The organism is Streptomyces sp. NPDC000404, assembly GCF_040300365.1.
GTDB lineage: Bacteria > Actinomycetota > Actinomycetes > Streptomycetales > Streptomycetaceae > Streptomyces > Streptomyces ramulosus.
The window spans coordinates 131,987-154,735 of the sequence record NZ_JBEPDN010000007.1 but is presented as its reverse complement, the minus strand read 5'-3'; the positions used below and the strand labels follow the sequence as shown (position 1 = coordinate 154,735).

Here is a 22,749-nt window from a genome sequence, read left to right as displayed (position 1 = left end):
CGTACGGATCTCCCCGTACGGGACCGGGCGGTCGTGTGCGGGCCCGGGCGTGCGGAGGCGGTCCCGTACGGGAGTTGCCGTACGGGACCGCCCCTACGGGGTTCCGGGCCGGGCGGGCCCCCTACGGGTCCGGCCCCGAGCCGTCAGAGGTCGAACTCGCCCGGGTTGATGTCCAGCGCGAAGCACGCCTCGCGGACCACGGCCTGCTCGGTCTTGTCGAAGTCGCCGTCCGCGCCGCCGATGACGATGCCGATCTGGATCACCGCACGCGCCTCGACCGGCTTCTTCTTCACCTTGCCGATCTCCTGCATCACGGCGACCTTGCCGAAGTCGAAGTCGGCGGTCAGCTTGTCGAGGTAGCCGTCGAAGCGGCGCTGGAGGTCGTCCGCCGCGAAGTTCTGCAGCACCTCGTTGGTGGCGATCAGCTGCGCCACCCGGCGCCGCTCGGACGGGTCGATCGTGCCGTCGGCGGCCGCCACCAGCGCGCACATCGCCATGCTGGCGTCCCGGAAGGCGCCGCTCTTGAGGTCGTTCTTCTTGGCGACGAGCTGGTTCTGCATCGTCTGGGCGGAATCCTTGATCCGGTCCCACAGTGCCATCGGGATCTCCTGGTCGTCGTCGTCCGTTGTTCCGTGTGCCGGTGCTCCGCGGCCGGACCGGACGGCGCTGCGGCCCGCCGCTGCGGGCGCATCACGTCCGGCCGGCCGGCGGCCGGTTTGGTCATGCGTAGGTAAAATCTACAGGTATGTAGAAGTTTGCGGTCGGGAGGGTCCGGCCAGATCGTTTCCGGCCGCAGGGGAGTCCGGTGCGGCCGCCGCGTGCCGGCGTCCGCCGGCCGGCCGCCCGCTCGCCGCCGCCTCGCGCCCGCGGCCCCTCGCTCCGGACATTCCGCCCGGCATGGGGCAAGTTGGGGTTACGGTGGAGTGACCGGGGACCGCTCGCCGGAAGAGGCCCGTGCGGCTCCGTCGAGGCCCCCGCGGCCCCGCGCCGGAAGGCCCGGACCCCGCGGCCCGAGTGAGGTGAGCACGATGCAGATCGCGTTGACCGTGGTCATTCTGCTGACACTGATCGCCCTGGGCGTCCTCTTCCTCGCCCGGGTCAACGCCCAGCAGGCGGGCCGGATGGCGACGCACAAGTACGCGACGCTGCAGCCGTCCTTCCGCCTCCGGATGCGCCGATGGCCGCACGGCGGCGGCAGCCGCCCCGGCCCGCACGCCGCCGGACCCCCGCCGCCCACCCCCGGCGAACGGGACGACGGCCGCCCCGCGGGATCCTGACCGCGGCACCCACCGCACCGCCCCCGGACCCCCGCCCCGTGCCGCCACTCCCGCCCGGCCGCACCCCGTCCCGCGGAAGCCGCCGCGACCGGCAGCCCCCCGTCAGGGGCGCCCGTACGGTGCCCCCCACGGCGCCCCGTACGCGGGCAGAGCCCCCTACGGGCCTTTTCCGTACGGCGCCTCCCCTATGGGCCTTCTCCTCCGGCACCTCCCCTACGGCACATCCCGTACGGCACGCCCCCTGCGGGTCTTCCCCTACGGCGCCTCCCCTGCGGCCACTCCCCCACGGCCCGCCCCGTACGGGACCCCGCCGGGCACACCTCGCTCATCCGCACCGGGCCACCCGCGCCCTGGAGCACACCATGAACCCCACCGCCACCGGAGCCACCACCGGAACCACCGGAACCACCGGAGCAACAGGAACCACGGGAACGGCCGGCCCCGCCGGCCCGCAGCCGCATCTTGCGCCGCCGCCCGTTGCCCGGCTCGCCATCGCGCCCGCCACCGGCGTCGCCCGCCGCACCGACGGGGTGTGGTGGCCGCACACGGCCGACCTGGAGGCCGAACTCCCCGAACTTCTCCCGGCGTTGCCCTTCGACTGGCCCCGCATCACCCACGCCACCGCGAACGGCGCGCTCTGGGCGCCGCTGCCCACCCTCACTCTCGTCGCCGGCCACGTCATCCGCCTGCGCCGCCTCCCCGACCGCCCGGGCCCGCCCACCCTCTGCCTGGTCGCCGCCGGTCTCGGCCGCTGGGACCTGCGCGTACTGCCGCCCGGCACCGCCGAGGCCGACGCCGTCCGCGTGCTGGCGGGTGTCGCCGCCGGGGCGATCCCGGCCGACGCGCCCCTGCCGGACGAGGAACCGGCGCCCCGCCGCCCGGAGCGCCCACGGGCGGCCCGGCTAGGCCATACCCACGCGGTCCGCAACCGCTGACGGCCGCCGCGGCCCGGTCCGCCGTGGGGCACCGGGCGCCCCGGGTACTGCGGTCGAGTGGTGTTCATCCGAAGAACGACACCGTGCGTGCGTCGGTCCTCCGATCCTCCCATTGCGTATTCATCATGAGAAAGCACCACAGAACCGGCAGAACAAAAGCGGTGGCCCGCCACCGTGTTCCGGCCGGGACTGCGGCGCATCCCGTACCAACCGAGGTTCCGGCGGCCGACCGCCGGTACGCAAAGGAAAGCGAGGGACCATGGCTGCGACCAAGGTCGTGAAGTTCTGGGCGGTGTGCCTTGCCGTGCTCGGCAAGCTGCTGGCGATGTTCCGCTACGCCGCCCCGGGTGCGGCCGCCTGCCGCCGGGCCGCCCGGTACGGCGACTCCCTGTACGGCGCCACCCCGTACACCCGGGCGCTGCGCACCACCGCGTACGTCCCGGTCGCCCCGTACGCACCGGCCCCTCGCGCGGTCCTCGGCGCACCACGCACCGCGGCCACGGCGCCACCGGTACCGGTCGCGGCAGGCGATCCCGGTTCCGCGCCCGGCGCCCCCACGCCCCCCGCAGCACGGACGGCCACCTCGCGCACGGCCCCGGCACCAACTCCCGCACCGGCCACCGCACCCGCACCCGTCACCCCCGCCGCCCGCCGCGCACCCGAGGACCACTTCCCCGAGCGGCCACCGGCCCCCCGTAACCGGCTGGAGCCCGCGGGCCCGTTCCTCCCCTCGCCCCGCATCGCGAGCGCCTACGTCCCGGAGATGCGCGCCTACGGCGGCCCGCAGTTGCCGCCCACCATCAAGCAGCGGATCCGCGCCGAGGCCCACGGTTCCTCGCCCACCACCCGCAGCCGGCTCGCCACCGGGACCGAACCCTCGCGCACCGTCCCGGCGGACGATCCGCACGCCGATCCGGCGGCCGACCGGCCCGCGGCCATCGTCCCGGCGGCCCGCAGCCGCGAACACACCGCCTGTACGACGTGACCGGGGGCCCGACGCCACCGGGGTGAACGCCCCGGACCCACGCCACATGCGCGGCGCTCCCGAGCGCCGCGCGGCAGCGTGCCCGGTCGATCCGCCCCCGGGCGCGGTGGTGACAGATATGACGGCGGACGGCAGGGTGACGCGGCGACGGATGCGGTCACGGACGCGGCGAGGGAAGTGGTCACGGACGCGGCCATGGACGCGGAGGACGTGTCGGACCCGCCGCGCAACGGCCGCTGACGATGCGGCCGGCACCGGGACCCGTACCGGCCGGCCCGGGGAACGCAGGGACGAGTAGGGATGAGCAGGGGATTCGTGGAGGAGAAATCAGGGACTTTCGGCGCGTGAGGTGACCGCGCCAGGGGGATGAGGGGCGGGGGCCGTACGTGCGGAGTTTGCGTACGAGCCAAGGGGGCTGAGGGGGAATCAGGGCAAGGGGCCGGCATCGGCCGCGCCGGAGCACGAGCGCGCCGCCTGCCCGCCCGTGGAAGCTGCGGGAGCCCGGACGGTTCCCGTTCCCGCGCCGATACCCGGACGGTTCCCGTTCCGCACCGGCGCCCAATACGGCGCCTGTCCTCGCGCTCGCGCCCGTAGGACGCCCGCTTCCGTGCTCGTTCCGGCAGAACGCCCGCTCTTGCTGTTGGCGCCGCCGGAGGAAAGCGCTCACGCCGCTGGGAGAACGCGCTCACGCAGCCGGGAGAACACGTTCACGCCCGTACGGCACCGGCTTCCGGGCCCGCACCCGTACGACGCCCGCTCGCTCCGGCTCACCCCGTACGACACCCGCAAGCTCCCGCGCGCCGGCCCGTACGTGCCCTTCCCGGCCACTGCCTTCTCGGCCACCGCCTTTCGGCCACTGACTTTCCGGCAGGGTCCCTGCCACTTTCCGGCGCGCGGGATCCCGTACGCGCCCGTGTCGCGCCCGCCTCTACACCCGGCGCCGGAACACCGCCACCCGGCCTTCTCCACCACGCACCGCCCGCCCACTCGCCACCACGTAGAGAAGGAAAGGGATCGCCTCAACTACATAGCCCATCAAGCGAGTTGAGAATTATCTGCGGCCATTGCTCCGATGCGGGTCATGGGCTCTCCGCGGCGCCTCGCGGAGCGGCTTCGGTGCTTCTGCAACAGCGGCCAGCCGGGTGAAACACGCGCATTTCAGGCTCAGCAGACGTGCCGAAAAGCATATTGCCCGGTTTCTTGGGTCGTGCCCACGGCCGTGGCGGACATCGCGTCACGGCGTCGCCGGAGCATGGAGGAAACCGTCATGTCGTCAGCGTTTGCCAAACGGTCCGTCGGAACCATCCTGTACATGCTGGTCGTTGTCCTGAGCGCATTCGGCCTCGGAGGCCAGAGCGCCACCGCAGCCGCGGCCCCCACCGCACCCGCCGGGCCGGTCGTCCCGGCCGGCACCGACTGGGACCGCATCGCCCACTGCGAGAGCAGCGGCAACTGGCACATCAACACCGGCAACGGCTATCACGGCGGTCTTCAGATCGCCCCCTCCACCTGGCGGGCCTACGGCGGCAAGAAGTACGCCCCGCGCCCCGACCTCGCCACGAAGTCGCAGCAGATCGCCGTCGGGGAACGCATCCGCGCCGACCGTGGCCTCCAGCCCTGGCCCAACTGCGGCCGCCTCGGCGCGACCGGCTCGTCCAACGGCGTCAGCAAGGCCACCCCGGAGCGCCCGGTCACCAAGCCCGCCCCGGCACCGCAGGCCCAGCGCCACCAGCACCACCAGGCGCAGCGTCAGCACGGCAGCACCGTCCACCGTCAGCAGAGCGCGGTCACCGGCAGCAGCTACGTCGTCCAGCCCGGCGACTGCCTCTCCGTCATCGCCCAGCGCGCCCACACCCCCGGTGGCACCCAGAAGCTGTACGAACTCAACCGCCACACGCTCGACGAAGGCCCCGACCACATCTACCCGGGTCAGCGCCTGAAGCTGCGCGCATGAGCCGGGAAGAGGTGACCGGGGCCGTGGAGTCGACCGCCCTGGAGCCGGGGACCGAGGAGACCGGTAACCGGGGAGCGGATCCCGCCGAAGGAATCGGCATCCTGGGATCAGGCGCTGCCGACCGGGTTGACGAAGGTACCGGGGTGCGTGGCAGCGGACTGGTCCAGGATCGAACCGCCGAAGGGCCACTTCAGCTGGAAGTGCCCGGTCTCGTTCGGCGGGGTGATCGTCACCATGCCGGGGGTGAACTTGTTGTCGCCCGCGTCGGTGCTGGGCAGCAGCGCGAAGGTGAAGCTGGTGTGCGCACCGGGCTTGAGGGTGATGGTCTGGGCCGCCTTGTTGGAGCGGGTCAGGTCCCAGGACCCGCCCTCGGTGCTGGCGATGCTGACGCCCGGGAAGCCCTTGAGGGTGCAGGTCGAGCTGCCGATGTTCTTCAGCCAGACCGCCGTGATCTGCTGGTCGCCGCTCTCCATGTCGGGCCTGCCGCCACCGTCGGCGCCCCAGCCGGCTTCGAGACCGTCGGTGTGGCAGCGCTCCGTACCGCCCGAGTTGCCCCCGGAGGACTTCGCCGCACCGTCCGCTGCGGCGGGCGCACCCTGGTCGGAGGACTCGCCGGCGCCCGCGCCCTTCGCCTGGGCCGAGTCGTCCGAGCCGGAAGCCGGCTTGCCGGGGGTCGAGTCCGTGGCGGCGGAGGCGGACGACGCCTTGTCCGACCCGCCCTCCTGGCAGGCGGTCAGGCTGAGCGCGGCGGCGGCGACCAGGCTGGCGGCGGCGGTCCTGCGGATCAGACGGAGCTTGGTGGTGCGCGACATGGGGTCCCCCTCGTGGGTCGGTGGGTGCGGTCCGTTGCTTCGTTCCGCACACATCACATTGCCGCCGCCCGTTGATGATCGACTAACGGCGCGCTAACGTCCCGGAACCGCCCGGCGAGCAGGCGCTGCGCCGGGGCCCGTCAACCGTCGGTAACCCTCTCCACCAGGGGAGATGCGAGAACGACGCCGAGCGTTCCGTCCTGCCGCGAACGATCTGACGAAGGCCCGCCGCCTGCCCCTGAGAGCCTGCCGCGGACGTCCCGCGAGCCGGCTGCGGGCGACCCGCCGGGCCCGCCGCGAACGCTCCGCGAACCGACGCGTGCGGCCCCTGATCGGCCCGCCGCGAACCGGCGCGGGCGACCCGACGAGCCTGCCGCGAACCGGCTGCGCCCGGCCCGACGAGCCCGCCGCGAGCGACCCGGCCGACAGCGCGAGCACCCCGGCCGACGGCCCACCGAGCCCGCTACGCCAAGCCCGCGGCGTCGAGCCCGCTACGCCAAGCCTGCGGCGTCGAGCCCGCTACGCCAAGCCCGCGGCGGCAAGCCCGCTGCGTCGGGCCCTTCGGCCACCGCTCGGACGGACCCCGCGGCGCCCCCTCCCGTGTCGGACCCCGCGGCGACCCCTCCCGTGTCGGACGCCGCGGCGACCGCTCCCGCGTCGGACCCCGCCCGGACGGGCCGCGTCCCGCTCCGTCTTCCGCGCTACCGTCCCGCGACCGCCTCCGCCAGGGCCAGGATGCGACGGGCGTCCTCCACATGGAGGTTCTCGATCATGCGGCCGTCGACGGTGACGACGCCGCGGCCCTCCCGTGTCGCCTCGTCGAACGCCTCGATGATCCGCCGCGACCGCTCGATCTGTTCCTTTGACGGTGCGAACACCTCGTTGCACGGCCCGACCTGCGCAGGATGGATCAACGTCTTGCCGTCGAAGCCGAGTTGACGCCCCTGGACGCACTCCGCCTCGAACCCGGCGAGATCCTTCACGTCGTTGAAGACGCCGTCCAGGATCACCTTGCCGCTCTCGCGGGCCGCCAGCAGCGCCAGCGACAGTCCCGTCAACAGCGGTGCGCGGCCCGGCACATGCTCGGCGTGCAGCTCCTTCGCCAGGTCGTTGGTGCCCATGACCAGCACCGACAGCCGTTCCCCGGCCGCCGCGACCGCGCGTGCGTCCAGCATCGCCCGCGGCGTTTCGAGCATCGCCCAGACCGCCGTGTGATCCGGCGCCCCGGCCGCCTCCAGCGCCCGCTCCACCTCCCGCACGGTCTGTGCCGATTCGACCTTCGGCACCACGACGGCGTCCGGACCGGCCGCCGCGGCGGCCCGCAGATCGTCGGCGTGCCAGGTGGTGCCGGGGCCGTTGACCCGGATCGTCACCTCGCGGTGGCCGTACGCGCCGGAGGCGGCGGCCTCGGCCACCCGCTCCCGGGCCTCGGCCTTCGCGTCCGGGGCGACCGCGTCCTCCAGATCGAGGATGAGCGCATCGGCCGGAAGGGACCTGGCCTTCTCCAGGGCGCGCGCGTTGGCGCCCGGCATGTACAGCACGGAGCGGCGGGGCCGCAGCGTGGGACCGGTCACCGTACTCACTCCTCTCCGGCCGCGTCGTACGCGGCGCGCAGCTCGGGGTCGCGGGCGGCGAGGGCCTCCGCCAGCTCGACCACCACCTGGCACTGCTTGAAGGTCGCGTCGTCCTGCATCTTGCCGTCGAGCATCACCGCGCCGGTGCCGTCGCCCATCGCCTCGATGACCCGGCGGGCCCAGCGGACCTCGTCCGGCGACGGCGAGAAGACCTTCTTCGCGATGCCGATCTGCACCGGATGCAGGCTCCACGCCCCGACGCAGCCCAGCAGGAACGCGTTACGGAACTGGTCCTCGCAGGCGGTGGTGTCCTTGATGTCGCCGAACGGCCCGTAGTACGGCAGGATCCCGTGCGCCGCGCAGGCGTCGACCATCCGCGCGAGGGTGTAGTGCCACAGATCCTGCTGGTAGGTGGCCCGGGCCGCGCCCGCGTCCTGGGTGTCGGGGTCCTGGCGGACGAGGTAGCCGGGGTGGCCGCCGCCGACGCGGGTGGTCTTCATCCGGCGGCTGGCGGCGAGGTCGGCCGGGCCGAGGGAGATGCCCTGCATCCGGGGGCTGGCCCCGGCGATCTCCTCGACATTGGCGACGCCGGTGGCGGTCTCCAGAATCGCGTGGACCAGGATCGGCCGCCCGATGCCGGCCTTCGCCTCCAACTGCGCCAGCAGCCGGTCGATGTAGTGGATGTCGGCGGCGCCCTCGACCTTCGGCACCATGATGACGTCGAGCTTGTCGCCGATCTCGGTGACCAGCGTCAGCAGATCGTCGAGGACCCACGGCGAATCGAGGCTGTTGATCCGCGTCCACAGCTGGGTGTCGCCGAAGTCGGTGGCGCGGGCGATCTTCACCAGCCCGTCGCGCGCCGCCTCCTTGCGGTCGGCCGCGACGGCGTCCTCCAGATTGCCGAGCAGGACGTCGACGGTGGGGGCGATGGCGGGGATCTTCGCGGCCATCTTCTCGTTGCCCGGATCGAAGAAGTGGATCATCCGTGACGGGCGGAACGGCACCTCCCGCACCGGTGTCGGCGCCCCGACGGCCAGCGGGCGGAAGAAGTCCTTCGGAGAGCGCATGCAGTCTCCCTGCTCGGATCGAGGGTTCCGGGGGCCGCCTGCGCGCACGAACGCCGACGGCGTGCGGCTCACTTTAGAGGCGCGGCCCACGGATGCTACTGATCAGTATGTGTGCCGTTGGTCACCGCCCGCGCACGCCCGCGGGGGTGGTACGCGCGGTGCGGAGCGGCCTTCGGCGGCGGCGCCGACGTCAGGTGCGGGCGCCGTTCGCCGCGGCGGGTGCCGGGCGGCCCGGGACCGGTATCAGGCGGTAACCGTCGCCCTGGGCCCGGACCAGCCCGGCGGTGGGCGGCGGGAAGTGGGTGCCGAGGAGCAGGGTGTCTGTCCCGGCGAGGGAGCCGAGGAGCGCCCGCCGGGTGGCCGCTGCCTGCTCCGGGTCCGTGTCCACGCAACTGCCCAGCGCCGGGTGGCCCAGCTGGACGGGGTGGTGGACGCAGTCGCCGGTGATCACCGCCGTGCCCGTACGGCCGCGCAGCTCCACGGCGAGGTGGCCCGGGGTGTGCCCGGGGGTGGGCAGGAGGCGTATGCCCGGTGCGATCGCGGCGCCGGCGGCCGGGACGTCGACGAGGCCGAGCTGTCCGGCGTCGCGGACCGGGTGGACGGAGTCGCGGAACATCTGCCGCCGGGCGCCGTCCATCTCCGCGCCGGCCCAGTGCTCCCACTCCCGCCGGGAGGTCACATGGCGGGCGCGCGGGAAGGTGGGCCGCCATTCGCCGCCGTCGGCGCGGGTGTTCCACCCGACGTGGTCGGTGTGGAGGTGGGTGAGGAGCACCAGATCGACGGTTTCCGGCGGGAATCCGGCGGCCTCCAGGCGCGCGAGGTAGTCGGTCCGCAGGCCGTGCCAGGCGGGGTTGGCGCGGGTCTTGCCGTTGCCGATGCCGGTGTCGATCAGCACGCGCAGGCCGCCGACGGCGCAGGCGAAGGTGTGGCTGCTCAGGCGCAGGACGCCGGACTCGTCAGCGAAGTCGGGCCGCAGCCACGGGGTGCGGCCGACCAGCTCGGGCGTCGCGGACGGCAGCAGCCAGGGGCCGGTCCGCGGCGGCAGCGCCACCTCGTCGATGCGGTGGACGGTGATGCCGCCCAACTCCCAGACGGGCGCGGGAGGGAGGGGTCGAGCGGTCGGCGGGCCGGGCTCGGCCGTCGCCTCTCTCTCCGCCTTCCTCTCCCTCTCCTCCGGCGTGCGGTGGCCGGACTGCTGCGGGGGCCGGCGGTGTGGCGACGGTTGCCGGCGGGGCGGGATCCGCGGGGGCGTCGGGCCGGTGGGAACCATCTTTCGCGCCTCTTCCGTTCTCGGTAAAAGCTATCTGTTTGCGTTAGTCGAAGGTAGCGCCTACTCTGCGACTAACGCAATCCTTTAGCTTTAGCTCGATCGGGTGGCGGATGCGGCCCGGCCGAGCGGCCCCAACCACGCCTGCACGGATGGAAGTTCATGGATCTCGCGGAGAACGCCGCGCCCGCTGCGAGAGCGGCGGCGGGCCCGGACGGCGGCCCGTGCTGCACGCCCGCGGAGGCCGTGCGGGCGGCGCTGCGCGCCGGGGTGCGGCTGCCGGCGGAGCGGCACGCCGAGGTCGCGGCCGTCGCGCACCACCTCCACACCGTGCTCGGCCCGCTGCGGGAGCTGGATCTCGGGGAGACGCCCCCGGCCGACCACACCACCGAACGGGAGCCCGCCGATGCACCCCGCTGATCTGACCCTCACCGAGGCGTCCGCCGCCGTGCGGGCGCGCGAGCTGTCCCCGGTCGACCTGACCGCCTCCGTGCTCGACCGGCTCGACGCCGTACAGCCACGGCTCGGTCCCTACGCCGCCGTCGCCCGGGACGCGGCCCGTGCGTCGGCCGCCCGCGCCGCGGCGGAGATCGCGGCCGGACGCCACCGGGGCCCGCTGCACGGCATCCCCTTCGGCCTGAAGGACCTGATCGACGCAGCAGGCCTGGCGACCGCCGCCGGATCCCGCGTCCGCGCAGGTCACCGGGCATCCACCGACAGCGCGGTGGCCGCCCGCCTCGCCGGTGCCGGCGCCGTCCTCCTGGGCAAGACGCACACCCATGAGTTCGCCTACGGGCTGATCACCCCGCAGACCCGGAACGCCCGGGACGACGGCCGGATCGCCGGCGGGTCGAGCGGCGGCTCCGCGGTCGCCGTGGCCACGGGCGCCGCCACCTTCGCCCTGGGCACCGACACCGGCGGATCCATCCGCGTCCCCGCCGCGCTCAACGGCGTCGTCGGGCTCAAGCCGACCTACGGCCTCGTCCCGCGGCGCGGCGTGGTCCCGCTGTCCTGGTCGCTGGACCACGTCGGCCCCCTCGCCCGCACCGTGGCCGATGCCGCCCTCGTCCTCCAGGAGCTGACCGGCCCCGGGCGGGCGTCCGCTCCGCCGCTCCCGGACGGCGAGCTGACCGGCCTGCGGATCGGCGTGCCGGACACCTACTACTTCGACCGCGTCAGCCCCGAGGTGGAGGCCGCCGTGCGCGCCGCCCTCGACCGGATGGCGGGGCTGGGCGCCACCCTCGTCCCCGTCACGACGCCGATGGCCCGGTACGTCCAGGCCGTTCACTGGGGGCTGATGGTCCCGGAGGCGACCGCGTACCACGAGGCCACGCTGCGCACCTCGCCCGAGTCGTACGGGCCGGACGTCCGGCTGCTCCTGGAGGCCGGTACCACCGTCACGGCGGGCGAGCATCTGCGCGCCCGGCGGGCCCAGCGGCTGATGCGGGAGGCATGGATACGCCTCTTCGCGCAGGTCGACGTAGTCGCCGCGCCCACCGTCCCGATGACCGCCACCGAGGTGGGGCGGTCCGCCGTCGGCTGGCCCGACGGCACGACGGAGAGCGTCTCCGACGCCTACGTGCGCCTCTGCGCGCCCGCCAACATCACCGGGATACCCGCCCTGACCCTGCCGGTCGGTCGGGACTCCGCCGGACTGCCCATCGGAATGCAGCTGATGGGGCCGCCCTTGGGCGAGCGGACCGTGCTGCGTACCGGGCACGCCTACGCCATCCGGTACGGGGAGGAGGCCCCGGCCGCCGCGGCGGCGTGATGACGGGGCGCGCAGGGCGGCCGGAACGCAATGATGTTGCTTTAAGGTGGCGTCATGAGTCCCAAGCCCATGGCGCGCCCCGGTGGGCGCAGCGCGCGCGTACAGGAGGCGGTGCACGCCGCCGTGCGGGACCTCGAAGCCGAGCAGGGCCGCGCCAAGCTGACCGTCCCGGCGATCGCCGCCCGCGCGGGCGTCACCCCGTCGACGATCTACCGCCGCTGGGGCGACCTCCACGAGCTGCTGTCGGATGTCGCGGTCGAGCGGCTGCGCCCCGAGGAGCCGCCGTCCGACCACGGCGCGCTCCGCGCCGATCTGACCGCCTGGGCACGGCACTTCCTCGACGAGATGGCCTCGCCGCCCGGCCGCGCCTACGTCCGTGACGCGCTGCTCGGCGACCCCGACGGCTCCAACGCCGGGCAGTGTTCGGCGTACGCCGCCGGTCAGGTCGAGACGATCCTCGCCCGCGCACTGGACCGCGGCGAGACCGCCCCGCCCGTGGAGAAGGTCATGGACCTCGTGGTGGCCCCGATGATGTACCGCATCCTGTTCCGCCCCGACCCGCTGACCGCCGAATACGCCGATCACCTCGTCGAAACGGCCCTCACCGCACCGGACGAATCCGCCTGACGATTGCGGAGGATTGCGGGGGCGCGGCCGGACCCCTGATGCCCGTGGAGCCGGAATTACTCCGGAAATACTCGTGTGCGGCGGGGCCCAGAGGTCGGCCGCCCAAGCCACTTCCCATGCCGCGCATCCGTGGTGAATGCGATGCCCCGCATGAACGCCACATTACCCGCCGTAACGCGTAATCCACTTTGCGTGGTCGGGCTTCCCTCTCTTACCGGCGAGTACTTGTGTGCCGCGTTCATCCGCCTGCCCGCCGCGCACCCTCGCCGCCGGGCATCCGTCATTTGCGGGAGAAGCGTGAGAGGCGAAAGCCGCGCCGTGGCGGTGGGGTCGGTGGGATCCGCCAACGCCCGCCGGCGGTCCGCCCGCGACCGGGTGTGTCCCCGCTTCCCGCCTGACCTGCACCCATCCCTGTGGAGGGTCCGCGGATGTCACCGAAAACGGGGGCAGATCCGCGTCCCCGGAAGGGGGCATGCGGTCCCCGTCATGTCCCCGGAGGGTGGCCGGGCATGCGTACCAGAAAAACGGTGGATTGAATTCACGGGAGTGACGGGAAGTCCCCCTAATCCTTTCCGTGTGTAATTTACGAATCAAATTCCACTCGGCCTCGGGGTCCGGTTTTTGCTGCTTTGGACTCGGGCTCGATAACGAGACATGGGTGGATGCGCGGCGGTGCGTGAAGTAAGCGGGGCGTTAACTCCCGGGGAACTGTTGACAGTGCAGATTCGCCGGTCCTACGGTTACGGCGCCCGGTCACCTGGCTGGCAGCGCAGCTTCCGATAAAGGCGATGGGTTTCTTCCTCCCGCCCCGTTCGAGTCCTTTATCTGCCGCGTGCACCTCTCAATTCCCACGACAGGAGAACTGATATGCCCGCCGCAATGCTGGAAGACTTCGACCTCGACATCCGCGAGATCTTCGACGACGAGACCGACGGCGCGACCGCCGCCAAGGCGGAGACCGCCCCGACCGCCACCGGCATGACCTGCTGCTGCTGAACCACCGGCAGCCCGGGGCCCGGCGGCATCGCGCCGCCGGGCCCCGCACCGTGTGAGCCGTACCCGGTAGCGGCCCGGGACCCGGTGCCGCCTCAGACGAGGAGCCCGCCCAGGTGTCCCAGCAGCACTCCCTCTTCCAGCCCGCCGGCATCGGCATGCTGCGCGCTCCCGTACGCCCGGTGGCGGCGGCCCGCACCGCGGTGCCCGCGCCCGGAGCCGACGGGGACGGCCGGTCCGGCGACCCGGCGGAAACGCTGCGCGCGCTCGCCGCCGACCCGCTGCTCCGCGAGGCCGTCGAGATCGCCAGCCCCGCGCTCGCCGGACTGCTCGCCCGGGTCGTCGACGCCGGCGGGGACGCCGATCCGGAGCGGATGCGCCGGGCCGCGCGCGCCCTCGCCGCCTACCGCCTGCGGATGAGCACCCGCGCCACCCCGTTCGGGCTGATGGCCGGCGTCGCCCCCGCCGCCTTCGACGCCTCCGCCGGGCCCGCCGCCGAGGCCCCCGCCGCCGACGCCCCCGAAGCCCCCGATGGGACATCCGTCGCGCACCTCGGCGCCGCGCACCGTCGCGCGGTGCGCCCCGACCGCGCCTGGCTGACCGGACTCGTCGCCGACTGGGAGCAGCGCCCCGGTGTGTTCCGGCAGCTCCGCCTCGTGGCCAACGCGCTGTGCCGGGTCCGCGGCGACCGGCTGATCCTGCCCTATCTGCCGCAGTCCGCCGACGCGGACGCCGCGGAACACGGCTCCCGGAACGTTCAGGGAGTCAGCCTGAAGAATTCGCGGGTGGTGGCCGCCGTCCTGGAGCTGGCGCACCGCCCGGTCCTCGGCTCCGCGCTGGCCGAACAGCTGCTGGCGCGGTTCCCCGGCGCGACCACGGCGGCCGTCGACGGCGTCCTCGCCCAACTCATCGGCAAAGAAGTCCTGCTGACCGACGCCCGGCCGCCCCTGGAGGAGACCGATCCGCTCGGCCACGTCCTGCGGATCTGCGCCACGATGACCCCCGAGGCGCTGCCCGAGCGAGCCGAACTCGCCGCCGTACAGAAGGAGATGGCGTACTACGCCGGGCGGCCGTTCGGCGGCGGGCGGGCCGAACTGCGGGCGGTCACCGACCGGATGCGGCGGCTGCGCCCCGGCACCGATCTGCTCCATGTCGATGTGGCGCTCGACGCCCGGGTGCGGCTGCCGGCCGCCGTCGCCGAGGAGGCCGCCCGCGCCGCCACCTTGCTGTGGCGGCTGTGCCCGGACGACGGCGGCCCCGCCCACCTGCGCGAATACCAGCAGGCGTTCCTGGACCGCTACGGCACCGAACGGGCCGTCCCGCTCACCGAACTCCTCGACCCGGACACCGGCCTCGGGGCGCCCGCCGGCTACCGCCGCCCGTCGAGCACCCGCACCGCGCCGCCCCCGGCGCCCGACCGGGACCGCGACCAGATCCTCGCCGCCCTCGCCCAGGAGGCGCTGCTCTCCGGCGCGTCCGAAGTGGTGCTGGACGACGACCACCCCGCCGTACGCCTGCTGGCGAAGGACGCCGGGCGGCCGCCGGAGTCGCTGGAACTCCTCGGCCATCTGCACGCCGCCGGCCCGGAGGCGCTGGCCCGCGGCGACTTCCGGTTCGTGCTGGCCAACGCCGTCACCCAGGCAGGACGGCTGCCGGGCCGGTTCGGGTACCTCTTCGACGGGCCGGACGGGGAGGCCGTCGCAGCCCTGGCCCGCACCGGCGGCACCGCGGCCGACCCGGAAACGCTCTCCGCGCAGGTCGCCTTCCGGCCCAGCCGCCCGCGCGTCGCCAACGTCTCCCAGGCCCCGCGCCGGCTGGAGCACGTGCTGCCCGTCGGCTGCTTCGCCGACCCCGGCGACCCGGCCGTCCTCGACCCGCGCGATCTCGCCGTACGGTCCGACCTCGAACGGCTCCACCTGGTGGAGCGGGCCACCGGCCGGCCCGTGGGACCCGCCGTCTTCCACGTCCTCAACCAGGAGTGGGACATGCCCAACATGGCCCGCTTCCTCTGCGAGATCGCCGACACCGGACGCCGCCGCTGGCAGGGGTGGAACTGGGGCGGCGCCCTCGTCCTGCCGCAGGTGCCCCGCGTCCGCTACGGCCGCACCGTGCTCTCCCCGGCGCGCTGGCGGCCCGACGAGGCGCTGCGCGACCAGGAGCTGCCGTTCGCGCGCTGGTGGGAGCTGTTCCGTGGCTGGCAGGCGCGGTGGCGCGTGCCCGACCGGGTCCAGGTCGGCCGCGCCGACCGGTTCGTCCAGCTCGACCTCGCCCTGCCCGGCCATCCGCGGCTGCTGCGGCACGAGCTGACCCGCAAGGAACCCTGCGAGATCCGCGAGACGCCCGCCGACTCCGCCGGAGTCCCCGACGGCTGGCTGCGCGGACCGGACGGCCCGCACCACGCCGAGGTGGTCGTCCCGCTGCGCGCCGTCCCCGAGGCGCTCGCCGGGGGCGCGCAGCCGAGCGCCGCACGCCGCCCCGCACCCCGCCGCGCGCCCGGCACCGTCCACCTCCCCGGCGGCGACTGGCTCCACCTCTCCCTGTACGCCCCCGCCGACCGCCACGACGAACTCCTCGCCGCCCACCTCGCCCCGCTCCTGGGCGGGTTGCCAGACGCGGTCGACCGCTGGTTCTTCCTGCGCTACGCCGACGGGGACGGCCCCCACCTGCGGCTGCGCTTCCACGGCCCGGCCGCCGCGCTCGCCCGCGACCTCCAGCCGCGGCTGAACGCGGCCACCACCGCACTGCACTCCGCCGGGCTGACCCGGCGCGCGGTCTGGGACATGTACGACCCGGAGCTGGAGCGGTACGGCGGCCCGGAGGCGATGGCGGCGGCCGAGCGGGTCTTCCACGCCGACAGCGTCGCCGTCCTGGAACATCTGCGCCGCCGCCACACCCGGCGCGAGACCACCGAACCGCTGCTGGTCGCCGCCGCGGGCCTCGCCGATCTGGCCCGCGCCTTCCACCCGGCGGACGCGGCGACGCCGTCCGCCGGTGCCGACTGGCTGCTGCGGACGATCCCCAAGGACGAGGAGCGCCAGCGCGGCTTCCGCGAGCGCCGCCGCACGGCCCTGCCGCTGATCGACCCGTACCGCGCGGGCCCGGCGGACGGCGCCGACTCCGCGCTGCGCGCCCTGTGGCAGCGGCGCGCCGAGGCCACCGCCCACTACGGAGCCCTCCTGCGCGACCTGGGAGAGCGCAACTGGTCGGACCCCGACCGGATACTCAGCTCCCTGCTGCACATGCACCACAACCGCCTCATCGGCATCGACCGCCCCGGCGAACTCCTCGCCCACGCCGTCGCCCGCGGCGCCGCACAGGCCCACACCGACCGCAGGAGGCACGGCCGATGACCCCGTCGCCCGCCACCGCGGCCCCGGACCCGCGCGCCCGCGCCGCCGCGGTCTCCCATGCGATCGCCGAGCGGCTCGCCGACCCGGAGGGCGCACTCGCCCAGGCCCCCGGCCGCGCCCCGTCGAGCCTGGACGACGGCCACCCCGCGATGACGCTGCTCTGCGCCGAACTCAGCCACGAGGCACCGGAGTTGCGCCGCGCCGCCCACGCCCATCTGGCCGCCGGGGCGGCCCTGCTGACCGGCGGCCCCCCGCAGTCGCTCTTCCGCGGCGGTGTCCCGGCCCTCGCCTTCGCGGCCCACGCGGCCCGGCGCACCCCGGACGACTACGCCGGTCTGCTCGCCCGGCTCGACACCGCCCTCGACCGGGTCACCCGCGGCGCCCTGGAGCCGGAGCGCGCCCGGCTGGACGCGGGCCGCGCCGGCGTCGGCTACTGGCGCTACGACCTGATCAACGGGATCACCGGACTGACCCGGCTGCTGCTGCTCCGGCGCGCCACCCACCCCGAGGCATCGGCCGCGGCCCTGACCTACCTGGTCCGGCTCACCCGCCCGCTGACCAGGGACGGCGCGCCGGTCCCGGGCTGGTGGTCCCCCGACGGCCCCGGCGCCCCCGGGGACCCGCACCCGGAATACCCCCGCGGCCACGTCAACTTCGGCCTGGCGCACGGCATCAGCGGCCCGCTCGCCGTCCTGTCCGCCGCGCTGCGCGACGGCGTGTCCGTGCCCGGGCTGCGCGAGGCCGTCACCGCTCTCGTCGCCGAACTCCTCGCCCACCGCACCGAGGCGGGCGGCTGGCCCGCGTGGACGGCCCTGGAGCGGTACGGCACCGAGCCGCCCGCCCCGGGCCGCACCGCCTGGTGCTACGGCACCCCGGCCACCGCCGCCGCGCTCCACCAGGCCGGACGCGCCCTCGGCGACACCGGGCTGCGCATCCTCGCGGCCGACGCTCTCGCCGACGACCTCGACCGCCCCCGCCGGGTCACCGACCACGCCTTCTGCCACGGCCACGCGGGCCTGCTGCACCTGTGCCACACGCTCACCGAGGACACCCCGCACCCCCGGCTCACGGACCACCGGGACGCGCTGGCCGCCCGGCTCGTCGCGGCGTACGACCCCGAACTCCCCTACGGGTTCCCCGCGGTGGCCGCCGCGGCCGACCCCGACGTCCCTTACGGGCCGAGGCCCCCGGCGGCCCGGGAGGGTACGGCCGACCCCGACCTCCCCTACGGGGCCCGGACCGCGCCGGCCTCGGAGCGCCCCGGGCCCCCGGATCCCGTAGGGGGCGGCACCCCGGCCGGTCCGGGTCTGCTCAGCGGCGCCGCCGGTATCGCCCTCGCCCTCCACGCCTACGCCACCGACGCCCCGCCCCGCACCTCCTGGGACGCGGCCTTCCTGCTCCGCTGAGAGGAACGGGACCGGGCAAGGGCACCGGCCCCCCGCGTCCTCACCCCTCCTCGCTCGCCCTCCCGAACCGTTCCCCCAACTCCCGCACCATCTCCCGCAGTTCGGGCGGCCCCACCACCCGGAAGTCCGCCCCGAGCGTCCCCAGCACCATCGCCGGCCAGTCCAGCGCGTCCGCCGTCAGCACCACCCGGCAGCGGCCGCCGTCCATCTCCTCGACCGTGCCCCACCGCCCGACCCGCGCCCGTACCGTCTCCGCCGGGGCCTCGACCACGGCCTCCGCCCGGTGCGGGCCCGGCCGGTTGCCCAGCCCGGCGCGGACGAACGCGGCGGCGTCCTCGGCGGGCAGCTCGCGCGGCCGGAACCGCTCCCCGGTGCTGAGCGGCCCGGTCATCCGGTCGACCCGGAAGCTGCGCCAGTCGTGCCGCATCAGGTCGTACGCGACGAGGTACCAGCGGCGTCCGGGGCAGACCAACCGGTGCGGCTCGACGTGGCGTTCGGTGCGGCGGCCGTCGGCGGCGGTGTAGGAGAAGCGCAGCGCCTCGCTGTCCCGGCAGGCGAGCGCCACCGTGGTGAGCGCCTCCGGCTCGACGTCCGCAGCGTCCGGACCCCACTGCGCCGGCACCGTCATCGCCCGCAGCGCCTCCACCCGCCGCCGCAGCCGCCCCGGCATCACCTGCACCACCTTGGCCAGCACCCGTACCGACGACTCGGCGATGCCCTCGATCGCGCCCTGCGCCGCGGCCTGCAGCCCGACGGCGAGCGCCACCGCCTCCTCGTCGTCGATCAGCAGCGGTGGCAGTGCCGCCCCGGCCGCGAGCTGGTAGCCGCCGTCGACGCCGCGGCGTGCCTCGACCGGATAGCCCAGCTCCCGCAGCCGGTCGACGTCCCGCCGCAGCGTCCGCGCGGAGACCTCCAGCCGCTCGGCCAGCTCGGTGCCGGGCCAGTAGCGGTGGGTCTGAAGGAGGGAGAGCAGCCGCAGGGTCCGGGAGCTGGTGTTCGCCATGCCCGCGATTCTCCCCGGCATTGCGGACGGAAAGTGGCCGCAATGGTTTCTAACGTGGTCGACGACCGAGGGAACGAACCGCCAGGATGGCACGGCTGACCGTGCCGTGCGGACGGCTCGACCGGATGACCACCAAGGAGGGCGCTTCGATGACCGCCGAACAGCACGCCACCACCCCGCAGGCCGCCACCGGGGAGCACGCCGACCTGCTGGCAGCCCTCGCCAAGCAGCGCCACTTCCTGCGCTTCACCACCCGCGACCTCACCGACGAACAGGCCGGAGCGGCCCCGACCGCGAGCGCGTTGTGCGTGGGCGGCCTGATCAAGCACGTCACCTCGGTGGAGCGCGCCTGGGCACGCTTCCTCGTCGAAGGCGCGTCCGCGATGCCCGACTTCACGAAGATGACCGAGGCCGACTGGGAGAAGCGGGCCGACAACTTCCGGATGCTGCCCGGGGAGACGCTCGCCGGTGTCCTCGACGCGTACGCCAAGGCGGCCGACGACACCGACGAACTGCTGGCCTCCTTGCCCGATCTGGGCGCCGACCAGCCGCTTCCGCCGGCCCCGTGGTTCGAGCCCGGCACCCGCTGGTCGGCCCGCCGGGTGGTGCTCCACCTCATCGCCGAGATCGCCCAGCACGCCGGACACGCCGACATCATCCGCGAGACGCTCGACGGCCAGAAGTCCATGGGCTGAGCGATGTCCATGGGCTGAGCGCGAACCGCCGGGCGGCGCGCGCTTTCACGATCACGCGCCGGGCCCACGCCGTACATGGCGCGGGCCCGGCGCGTGGTGCGCCGCGGGGCGCGGACCGTCCGGGCGGGCGCCCCTGAAGTGATCTCCGGGGCGCCCCGGGGTCACTTCCCCGCGGCGCCTTCCAGGCGGCTCCGCCACCAGTCGACCGTCGCGCCGATCTGCTCGTCGATCGGCGTGGCCCGGACCGCGAACTCCGCCTCGTAGGCGCTCGCGTCCATGACGAAACCGCGGTCGAACTGATACCGGACCTCCTTCAGCTCGCGGAGCATCGGGGAGAACAGCCCCCCGAGGGCCAGCGCGAGCGGCGGCACCTTCTTGACCTCGACCGGCTCGCTGCCGGCGTGGCCGGTCAGCCGCTCCACCATCTCCCGCGCCGAACGGGCGGTCGACGTCGGCACGTGCCAGGCGCGGCCCAGGGACCGTTCCTCGCCCGCCACCTCGACCATCGCCCGCGCCACATCCGGCACATAGGTCCAGCTGTGCTCCGCGTCCGGATCGCCGAGGACCGAGACCGCCTTGGCGGCCAGCAGCCGCGGCAGCACCCGCCCGGCCAGATGCCCGCCGTCGGTCACGCCCGGCCCGAAGAAGTCCGAGGCGCGCACCTCGACCGCCCGGATCCGCCCGGCGTCGTGCAGCTTCTTCGCCTGCTCCCAACCGGCGGCCCGCACCCGGCCCTTGACGCCCGTCGCCGCCGCCGGCAGCTCCTCGGTCAGCGGCCCGTCGACCGGCCCGTACCCGTAGAGGTTCCCCAGCATGACGAGGATCGCGCCGCTCTCCTCGGCCGCCGCGCAGACCGACGAGACGAGCCCCGGCCACTCCCGCCCCCAGCGCTGATAGGGCGGCGCGGCGCACTGGTGGATCACCTCGGCGCCCCGCACGGCCTCCTTCAGCCGCGCGGTGTCGGCCGCGTCGCACGCCACATGCTCGATCCCGGCCTCCGGTCCGCGCCCCGTCCGGGTGACGACCTTTACCGTGTGGCCCTTCTCGACGAGCAGCTGCGCAGTGGCCGCCCCGGCGGGCCCGTACCCCATAACGACATGAATGCTCACGCGGGCACAGTAACGCGGGGGTGTGACAGGCGGACCCCGATCGAGGCGGCCGCGCTCCGCAACGGCCGCCCGGAGCAGGCGTATTCAGCCACCGCCCGGGCCGGTGCCCGGACGTCTCTCCGTGCCCGGCCCGCCGCCTTCGATGCCGGCGTGGGCGGACCGCAGGAATCCCGGCCCGCCCACGCCCCCTAGGGGCTCAACTCCCGCAAAATCGGGGCTACTTCAGGTATCCGAGCACTGTCATCATCCCCGACTCCGAGTGGTACACGTTGTGGCAGTGGAGCATCCACAGGCCGGGGTTGTCGGCGTCGAAGTCGGCGTGGACGGTGCGGCCGGGAAGCACGATCGCGGTGTCCTTGCGGGGGCCCGAGGAGCCGAGGGAGAAGGTGTGGCCGTGCAGGTGCATCGGGTGCCACATCGTGGTGTTGTTGACGAAGGAGAGCCGGACGCGTTCGCCCGCGCGGACGGGATAACGCCGGTCCGGGTCGTAGGGCTTGCCGTTGATGGCCCAGTCGTACTTCTCCATCGAACCGGTCAGCCGCAGCTCGATCGTCCGGTCCGGCTTGCCGGGCTTGAGGCGCACCGACGCATCGGCCGTCAGCTGATCGGCCCGCAGCAGCTTTCCGTCCAGCTCCTTGGGGCGGGCGGACGGCTTCGGCGCCGCGCCGCCGCCGGAGCGCAGCAGCGCCCGCGCGCTCTGCTTCTTGCCCTCGGCGAGCGCGGTGAGCGGGAAGACGCCGTCCTTGACGGTGACGAGCACGTCGTAGCGCTCGCCCATGCCCAGCAGCAGCGCGTCCGTCTCGGCGTGGGCGACGGGGAAGCCGTCGGTGTGGGTGACGGTCATCCGGTGGCCGCCGAGGGCGACGCGGAAGGCGGTGTCGCCGCCGGCGTTGACGAAGCGGATGCGGACGCGGTCGCCGGGCTTGGCGCGGAAGGTCTGCGGATCGTCCGCCGTACGGCCGTTGACCAGGTAGTACGGGTAGGCGACGTCACCGGCGTCGCCGCCGAGGAGGTCGCTGGTCGCGCCCATCATCATCCGGGACGGGCCGGACGAGCCGCCGGGCCCCTTGCGGGCGGCGGTCCCGGTAGACAGAGACGCGGTGGTCACCCGGCCCGCGCCGGAGCGGCCCAGGCTCATGTCCATGCCCTGGTGCTCCATCTTCATGCCGCCGTGGTCCATGTTGCCGTGGTCCATGCCGCCGTGGTCCATGTCCATGCCCTTGCGCAGCTCCGCGAGGACCGCGTCGGGCGTGCTGCCGTCCACGCCGTCGACCCAGTCGTCGAGCACGACGACCCACTCCTTGTCGTACCGCAGCGGCTCCTTGGGGTCCTCGACGATCAGCGGCGCGTACAGCCCGCGGTCCTGCTGGACGCCCGAGTGCGGGTGGAACCAGTACGTGCCGGGGTGCGCGGTGGCGAAGCGGTAGGTGAACGACGCGCCCGCCTTGACCGCCGGCTGGGACAGGCCCGGGGTGCCGTCCATGTCGTTGCGGAGGGCGAGTCCGTGCCAGTGGACGGAGGTGGACTGCGGGAGGTGGTTGGCGAGGGTGGCCTCCAGGGTGTCCCCGGCCGTCACCCGGATCTCCTTGCCGGGCAGCTCGTCGCCGTACGACCAGCTGCGCACGGTGCGGCCACCCAGGTCCAGGGTGGCGGGGGTCGCGGTGAGCCGCACCTTGCGGACGGCGCCGGGCCTGCGCGCGGACTCGGCGGCGGCGACCTCCTTGCCGCTGGGGGAGACGTAGTCGCGGGCGGCGCCACGGCCCGAGTCGTCCGGGGCGGAGCTGGAACAGGCGGCGAGCAGACCGCCGCCGGCCAGGGCGATGCCGGCGCCGAGGGCGGAACGGCGGGTGGGGGTACGCATGCGGAAAAGCACCTCGTATCGGTGTGCGGGAAAAGGGGAGCGCACGGCTGCCGGCCCCCGGGG

At 74.4% G+C, this 22,749-nt stretch carries 19 protein-coding genes; 11 read left to right on the top strand and 8 right to left on the bottom strand.

The features are described 5' to 3' along the window. Positions 1–143 precede the first annotated feature (143 nt). The gene (locus ABT345_RS15240) at positions 144–599 is read right to left on the bottom strand and encodes a tellurite resistance TerB family protein (protein ID WP_345088903.1); all 456 of its coding nucleotides are present in this window, start codon (positions 597–599) and stop codon (positions 144–146) included. Between the two features lie 429 nt (positions 600–1,028). On the opposite strand from ABT345_RS15240, the gene ABT345_RS15235 reads away from it, so the two are divergent. The 4 genes from ABT345_RS15235 to ABT345_RS15220 all read left to right on the top strand — a co-directional run bounded on the left by ABT345_RS15235 (position 1,029) and on the right by ABT345_RS15220 (position 5,151). Continuing rightward, positions 1,029–1,277, top strand: coding sequence for a hypothetical protein (locus ABT345_RS15235; RefSeq protein WP_345088900.1), 249 nt, complete (start codon positions 1,029–1,031; stop codon positions 1,275–1,277). 362 nt (positions 1,278–1,639) lie between these two features. Continuing rightward, positions 1,640–2,212, top strand: a complete 573-nt coding sequence (locus ABT345_RS15230; protein WP_345088897.1) for a DUF5994 family protein — start codon at positions 1,640–1,642, stop codon at positions 2,210–2,212. A 259-nt stretch (positions 2,213–2,471) separates the two neighbouring features. After that, positions 2,472–3,197, top strand: a complete 726-nt coding sequence (locus ABT345_RS15225) for a DUF6344 domain-containing protein (RefSeq protein WP_345088894.1) — start codon at positions 2,472–2,474, stop codon at positions 3,195–3,197. Between the two features lie 1,312 nt (positions 3,198–4,509). Then, positions 4,510–5,151: a transglycosylase family protein gene (locus ABT345_RS15220; RefSeq protein WP_345088891.1), complete on the top strand. Its 642-nt coding sequence runs from the start codon at positions 4,510–4,512 to the stop codon at positions 5,149–5,151. 107 nt (positions 5,152–5,258) lie between these two features. Here ABT345_RS15220 and ABT345_RS15215 read toward each other — a convergent pair whose 3' ends face one another. The 4 genes from ABT345_RS15215 to ABT345_RS15200 form a co-directional block, all read right to left on the bottom strand. Next, a complete protein-coding gene (locus ABT345_RS15215) occupies positions 5,259–5,963 on the bottom strand; it encodes a DUF4232 domain-containing protein (RefSeq protein ID WP_345088888.1) in 705 nt (234 codons plus the stop codon). Between the two features lie 701 nt (positions 5,964–6,664). Further along, positions 6,665–7,537: an HpcH/HpaI aldolase/citrate lyase family protein gene (locus ABT345_RS15210; RefSeq protein WP_345088885.1), complete on the bottom strand. Its 873-nt coding sequence runs from the start codon at positions 7,535–7,537 to the stop codon at positions 6,665–6,667. A 5-nt stretch (positions 7,538–7,542) separates the two neighbouring features. Next, positions 7,543–8,604: an HpcH/HpaI aldolase/citrate lyase family protein gene (locus ABT345_RS15205; RefSeq protein WP_345088882.1), complete on the bottom strand. Its 1,062-nt coding sequence runs from the start codon at positions 8,602–8,604 to the stop codon at positions 7,543–7,545. 190 nt (positions 8,605–8,794) lie between these two features. Further along, positions 8,795–9,688, bottom strand: a complete 894-nt coding sequence (locus ABT345_RS15200) for an MBL fold metallo-hydrolase (protein ID WP_345088879.1) — start codon at positions 9,686–9,688, stop codon at positions 8,795–8,797. A 345-nt stretch (positions 9,689–10,033) separates the two neighbouring features. On the opposite strand from ABT345_RS15200, the gene ABT345_RS15195 reads away from it, so the two are divergent. The 6 genes from ABT345_RS15195 (at position 10,034) to ABT345_RS15170 (ending at position 18,018) form a co-directional block, all read left to right on the top strand. Then, positions 10,034–10,291, top strand: coding sequence for a hypothetical protein (locus ABT345_RS15195; RefSeq protein ID WP_345088876.1), 258 nt, complete (start codon positions 10,034–10,036; stop codon positions 10,289–10,291). Then, the gene (locus tag ABT345_RS15190) at positions 10,278–11,642 is read left to right on the top strand and encodes an amidase (protein ID WP_345088873.1); all 1,365 of its coding nucleotides are present in this window, start codon (positions 10,278–10,280) and stop codon (positions 11,640–11,642) included. Before ABT345_RS15195 ends, ABT345_RS15190 begins: the two co-directional genes overlap by 14 nt. 69 nt (positions 11,643–11,711) lie before the next feature. Beyond that, positions 11,712–12,269: a TetR/AcrR family transcriptional regulator gene (locus ABT345_RS15185; RefSeq protein WP_345089677.1), complete on the top strand. Its 558-nt coding sequence runs from the start codon at positions 11,712–11,714 to the stop codon at positions 12,267–12,269. A gap of 867 nt (positions 12,270–13,136) precedes the next feature. Beyond that, the gene (locus ABT345_RS15180) at positions 13,137–13,265 is read left to right on the top strand and encodes a hypothetical protein (protein ID WP_345088870.1); all 129 of its coding nucleotides are present in this window, start codon (positions 13,137–13,139) and stop codon (positions 13,263–13,265) included. 113 nt (positions 13,266–13,378) lie between these two features. Further along, a complete protein-coding gene (locus tag ABT345_RS15175) occupies positions 13,379–16,612 on the top strand; it encodes a lantibiotic dehydratase (protein ID WP_345088867.1) in 3,234 nt (1,077 codons plus the stop codon). Further along, positions 16,609–18,018 carry a lanthionine synthetase C family protein gene (locus tag ABT345_RS15170; RefSeq protein WP_345088864.1) on the top strand — a complete coding sequence of 470 codons (1,410 nt, stop codon included), beginning with the start codon at positions 16,609–16,611 and terminating at the stop codon, positions 18,016–18,018. The genes ABT345_RS15175 and ABT345_RS15170 overlap by 4 nt, the downstream gene beginning before the upstream one ends. A 40-nt stretch (positions 18,019–18,058) precedes the next feature. Here ABT345_RS15170 and ABT345_RS15165 read toward each other — a convergent pair whose 3' ends face one another. Next, positions 18,059–19,021 (bottom strand): helix-turn-helix transcriptional regulator, encoded by a 963-nt coding sequence (locus ABT345_RS15165; RefSeq protein WP_345088861.1) that lies wholly within the window; start codon positions 19,019–19,021, stop codon positions 18,059–18,061. 149 nt (positions 19,022–19,170) lie between these two features. Here ABT345_RS15165 and ABT345_RS15160 point away from each other — a divergent pair, with 149 nt between their 5' ends. Further along, complete coding sequence (locus tag ABT345_RS15160; protein ID WP_345089674.1) at positions 19,171–19,716, top strand: DinB family protein; 546 nt, start codon at positions 19,171–19,173, stop codon at positions 19,714–19,716. Positions 19,717–19,877: 161 nt separating this feature from the next. Here the strand turns inward: ABT345_RS15160 and ABT345_RS15155 are convergent, their stop codons facing one another. Then, positions 19,878–20,825, bottom strand: coding sequence for an NAD-dependent epimerase/dehydratase family protein (locus ABT345_RS15155; protein ID WP_345088858.1), 948 nt, complete (start codon positions 20,823–20,825; stop codon positions 19,878–19,880). 217 nt (positions 20,826–21,042) lie between these two features. Then, positions 21,043–22,686 carry a multicopper oxidase family protein gene (locus ABT345_RS15150; protein ID WP_345088855.1) on the bottom strand — a complete coding sequence of 548 codons (1,644 nt, stop codon included), beginning with the start codon at positions 22,684–22,686 and terminating at the stop codon, positions 21,043–21,045. Between the last annotated feature and the right edge of the window lie 63 nt (positions 22,687–22,749).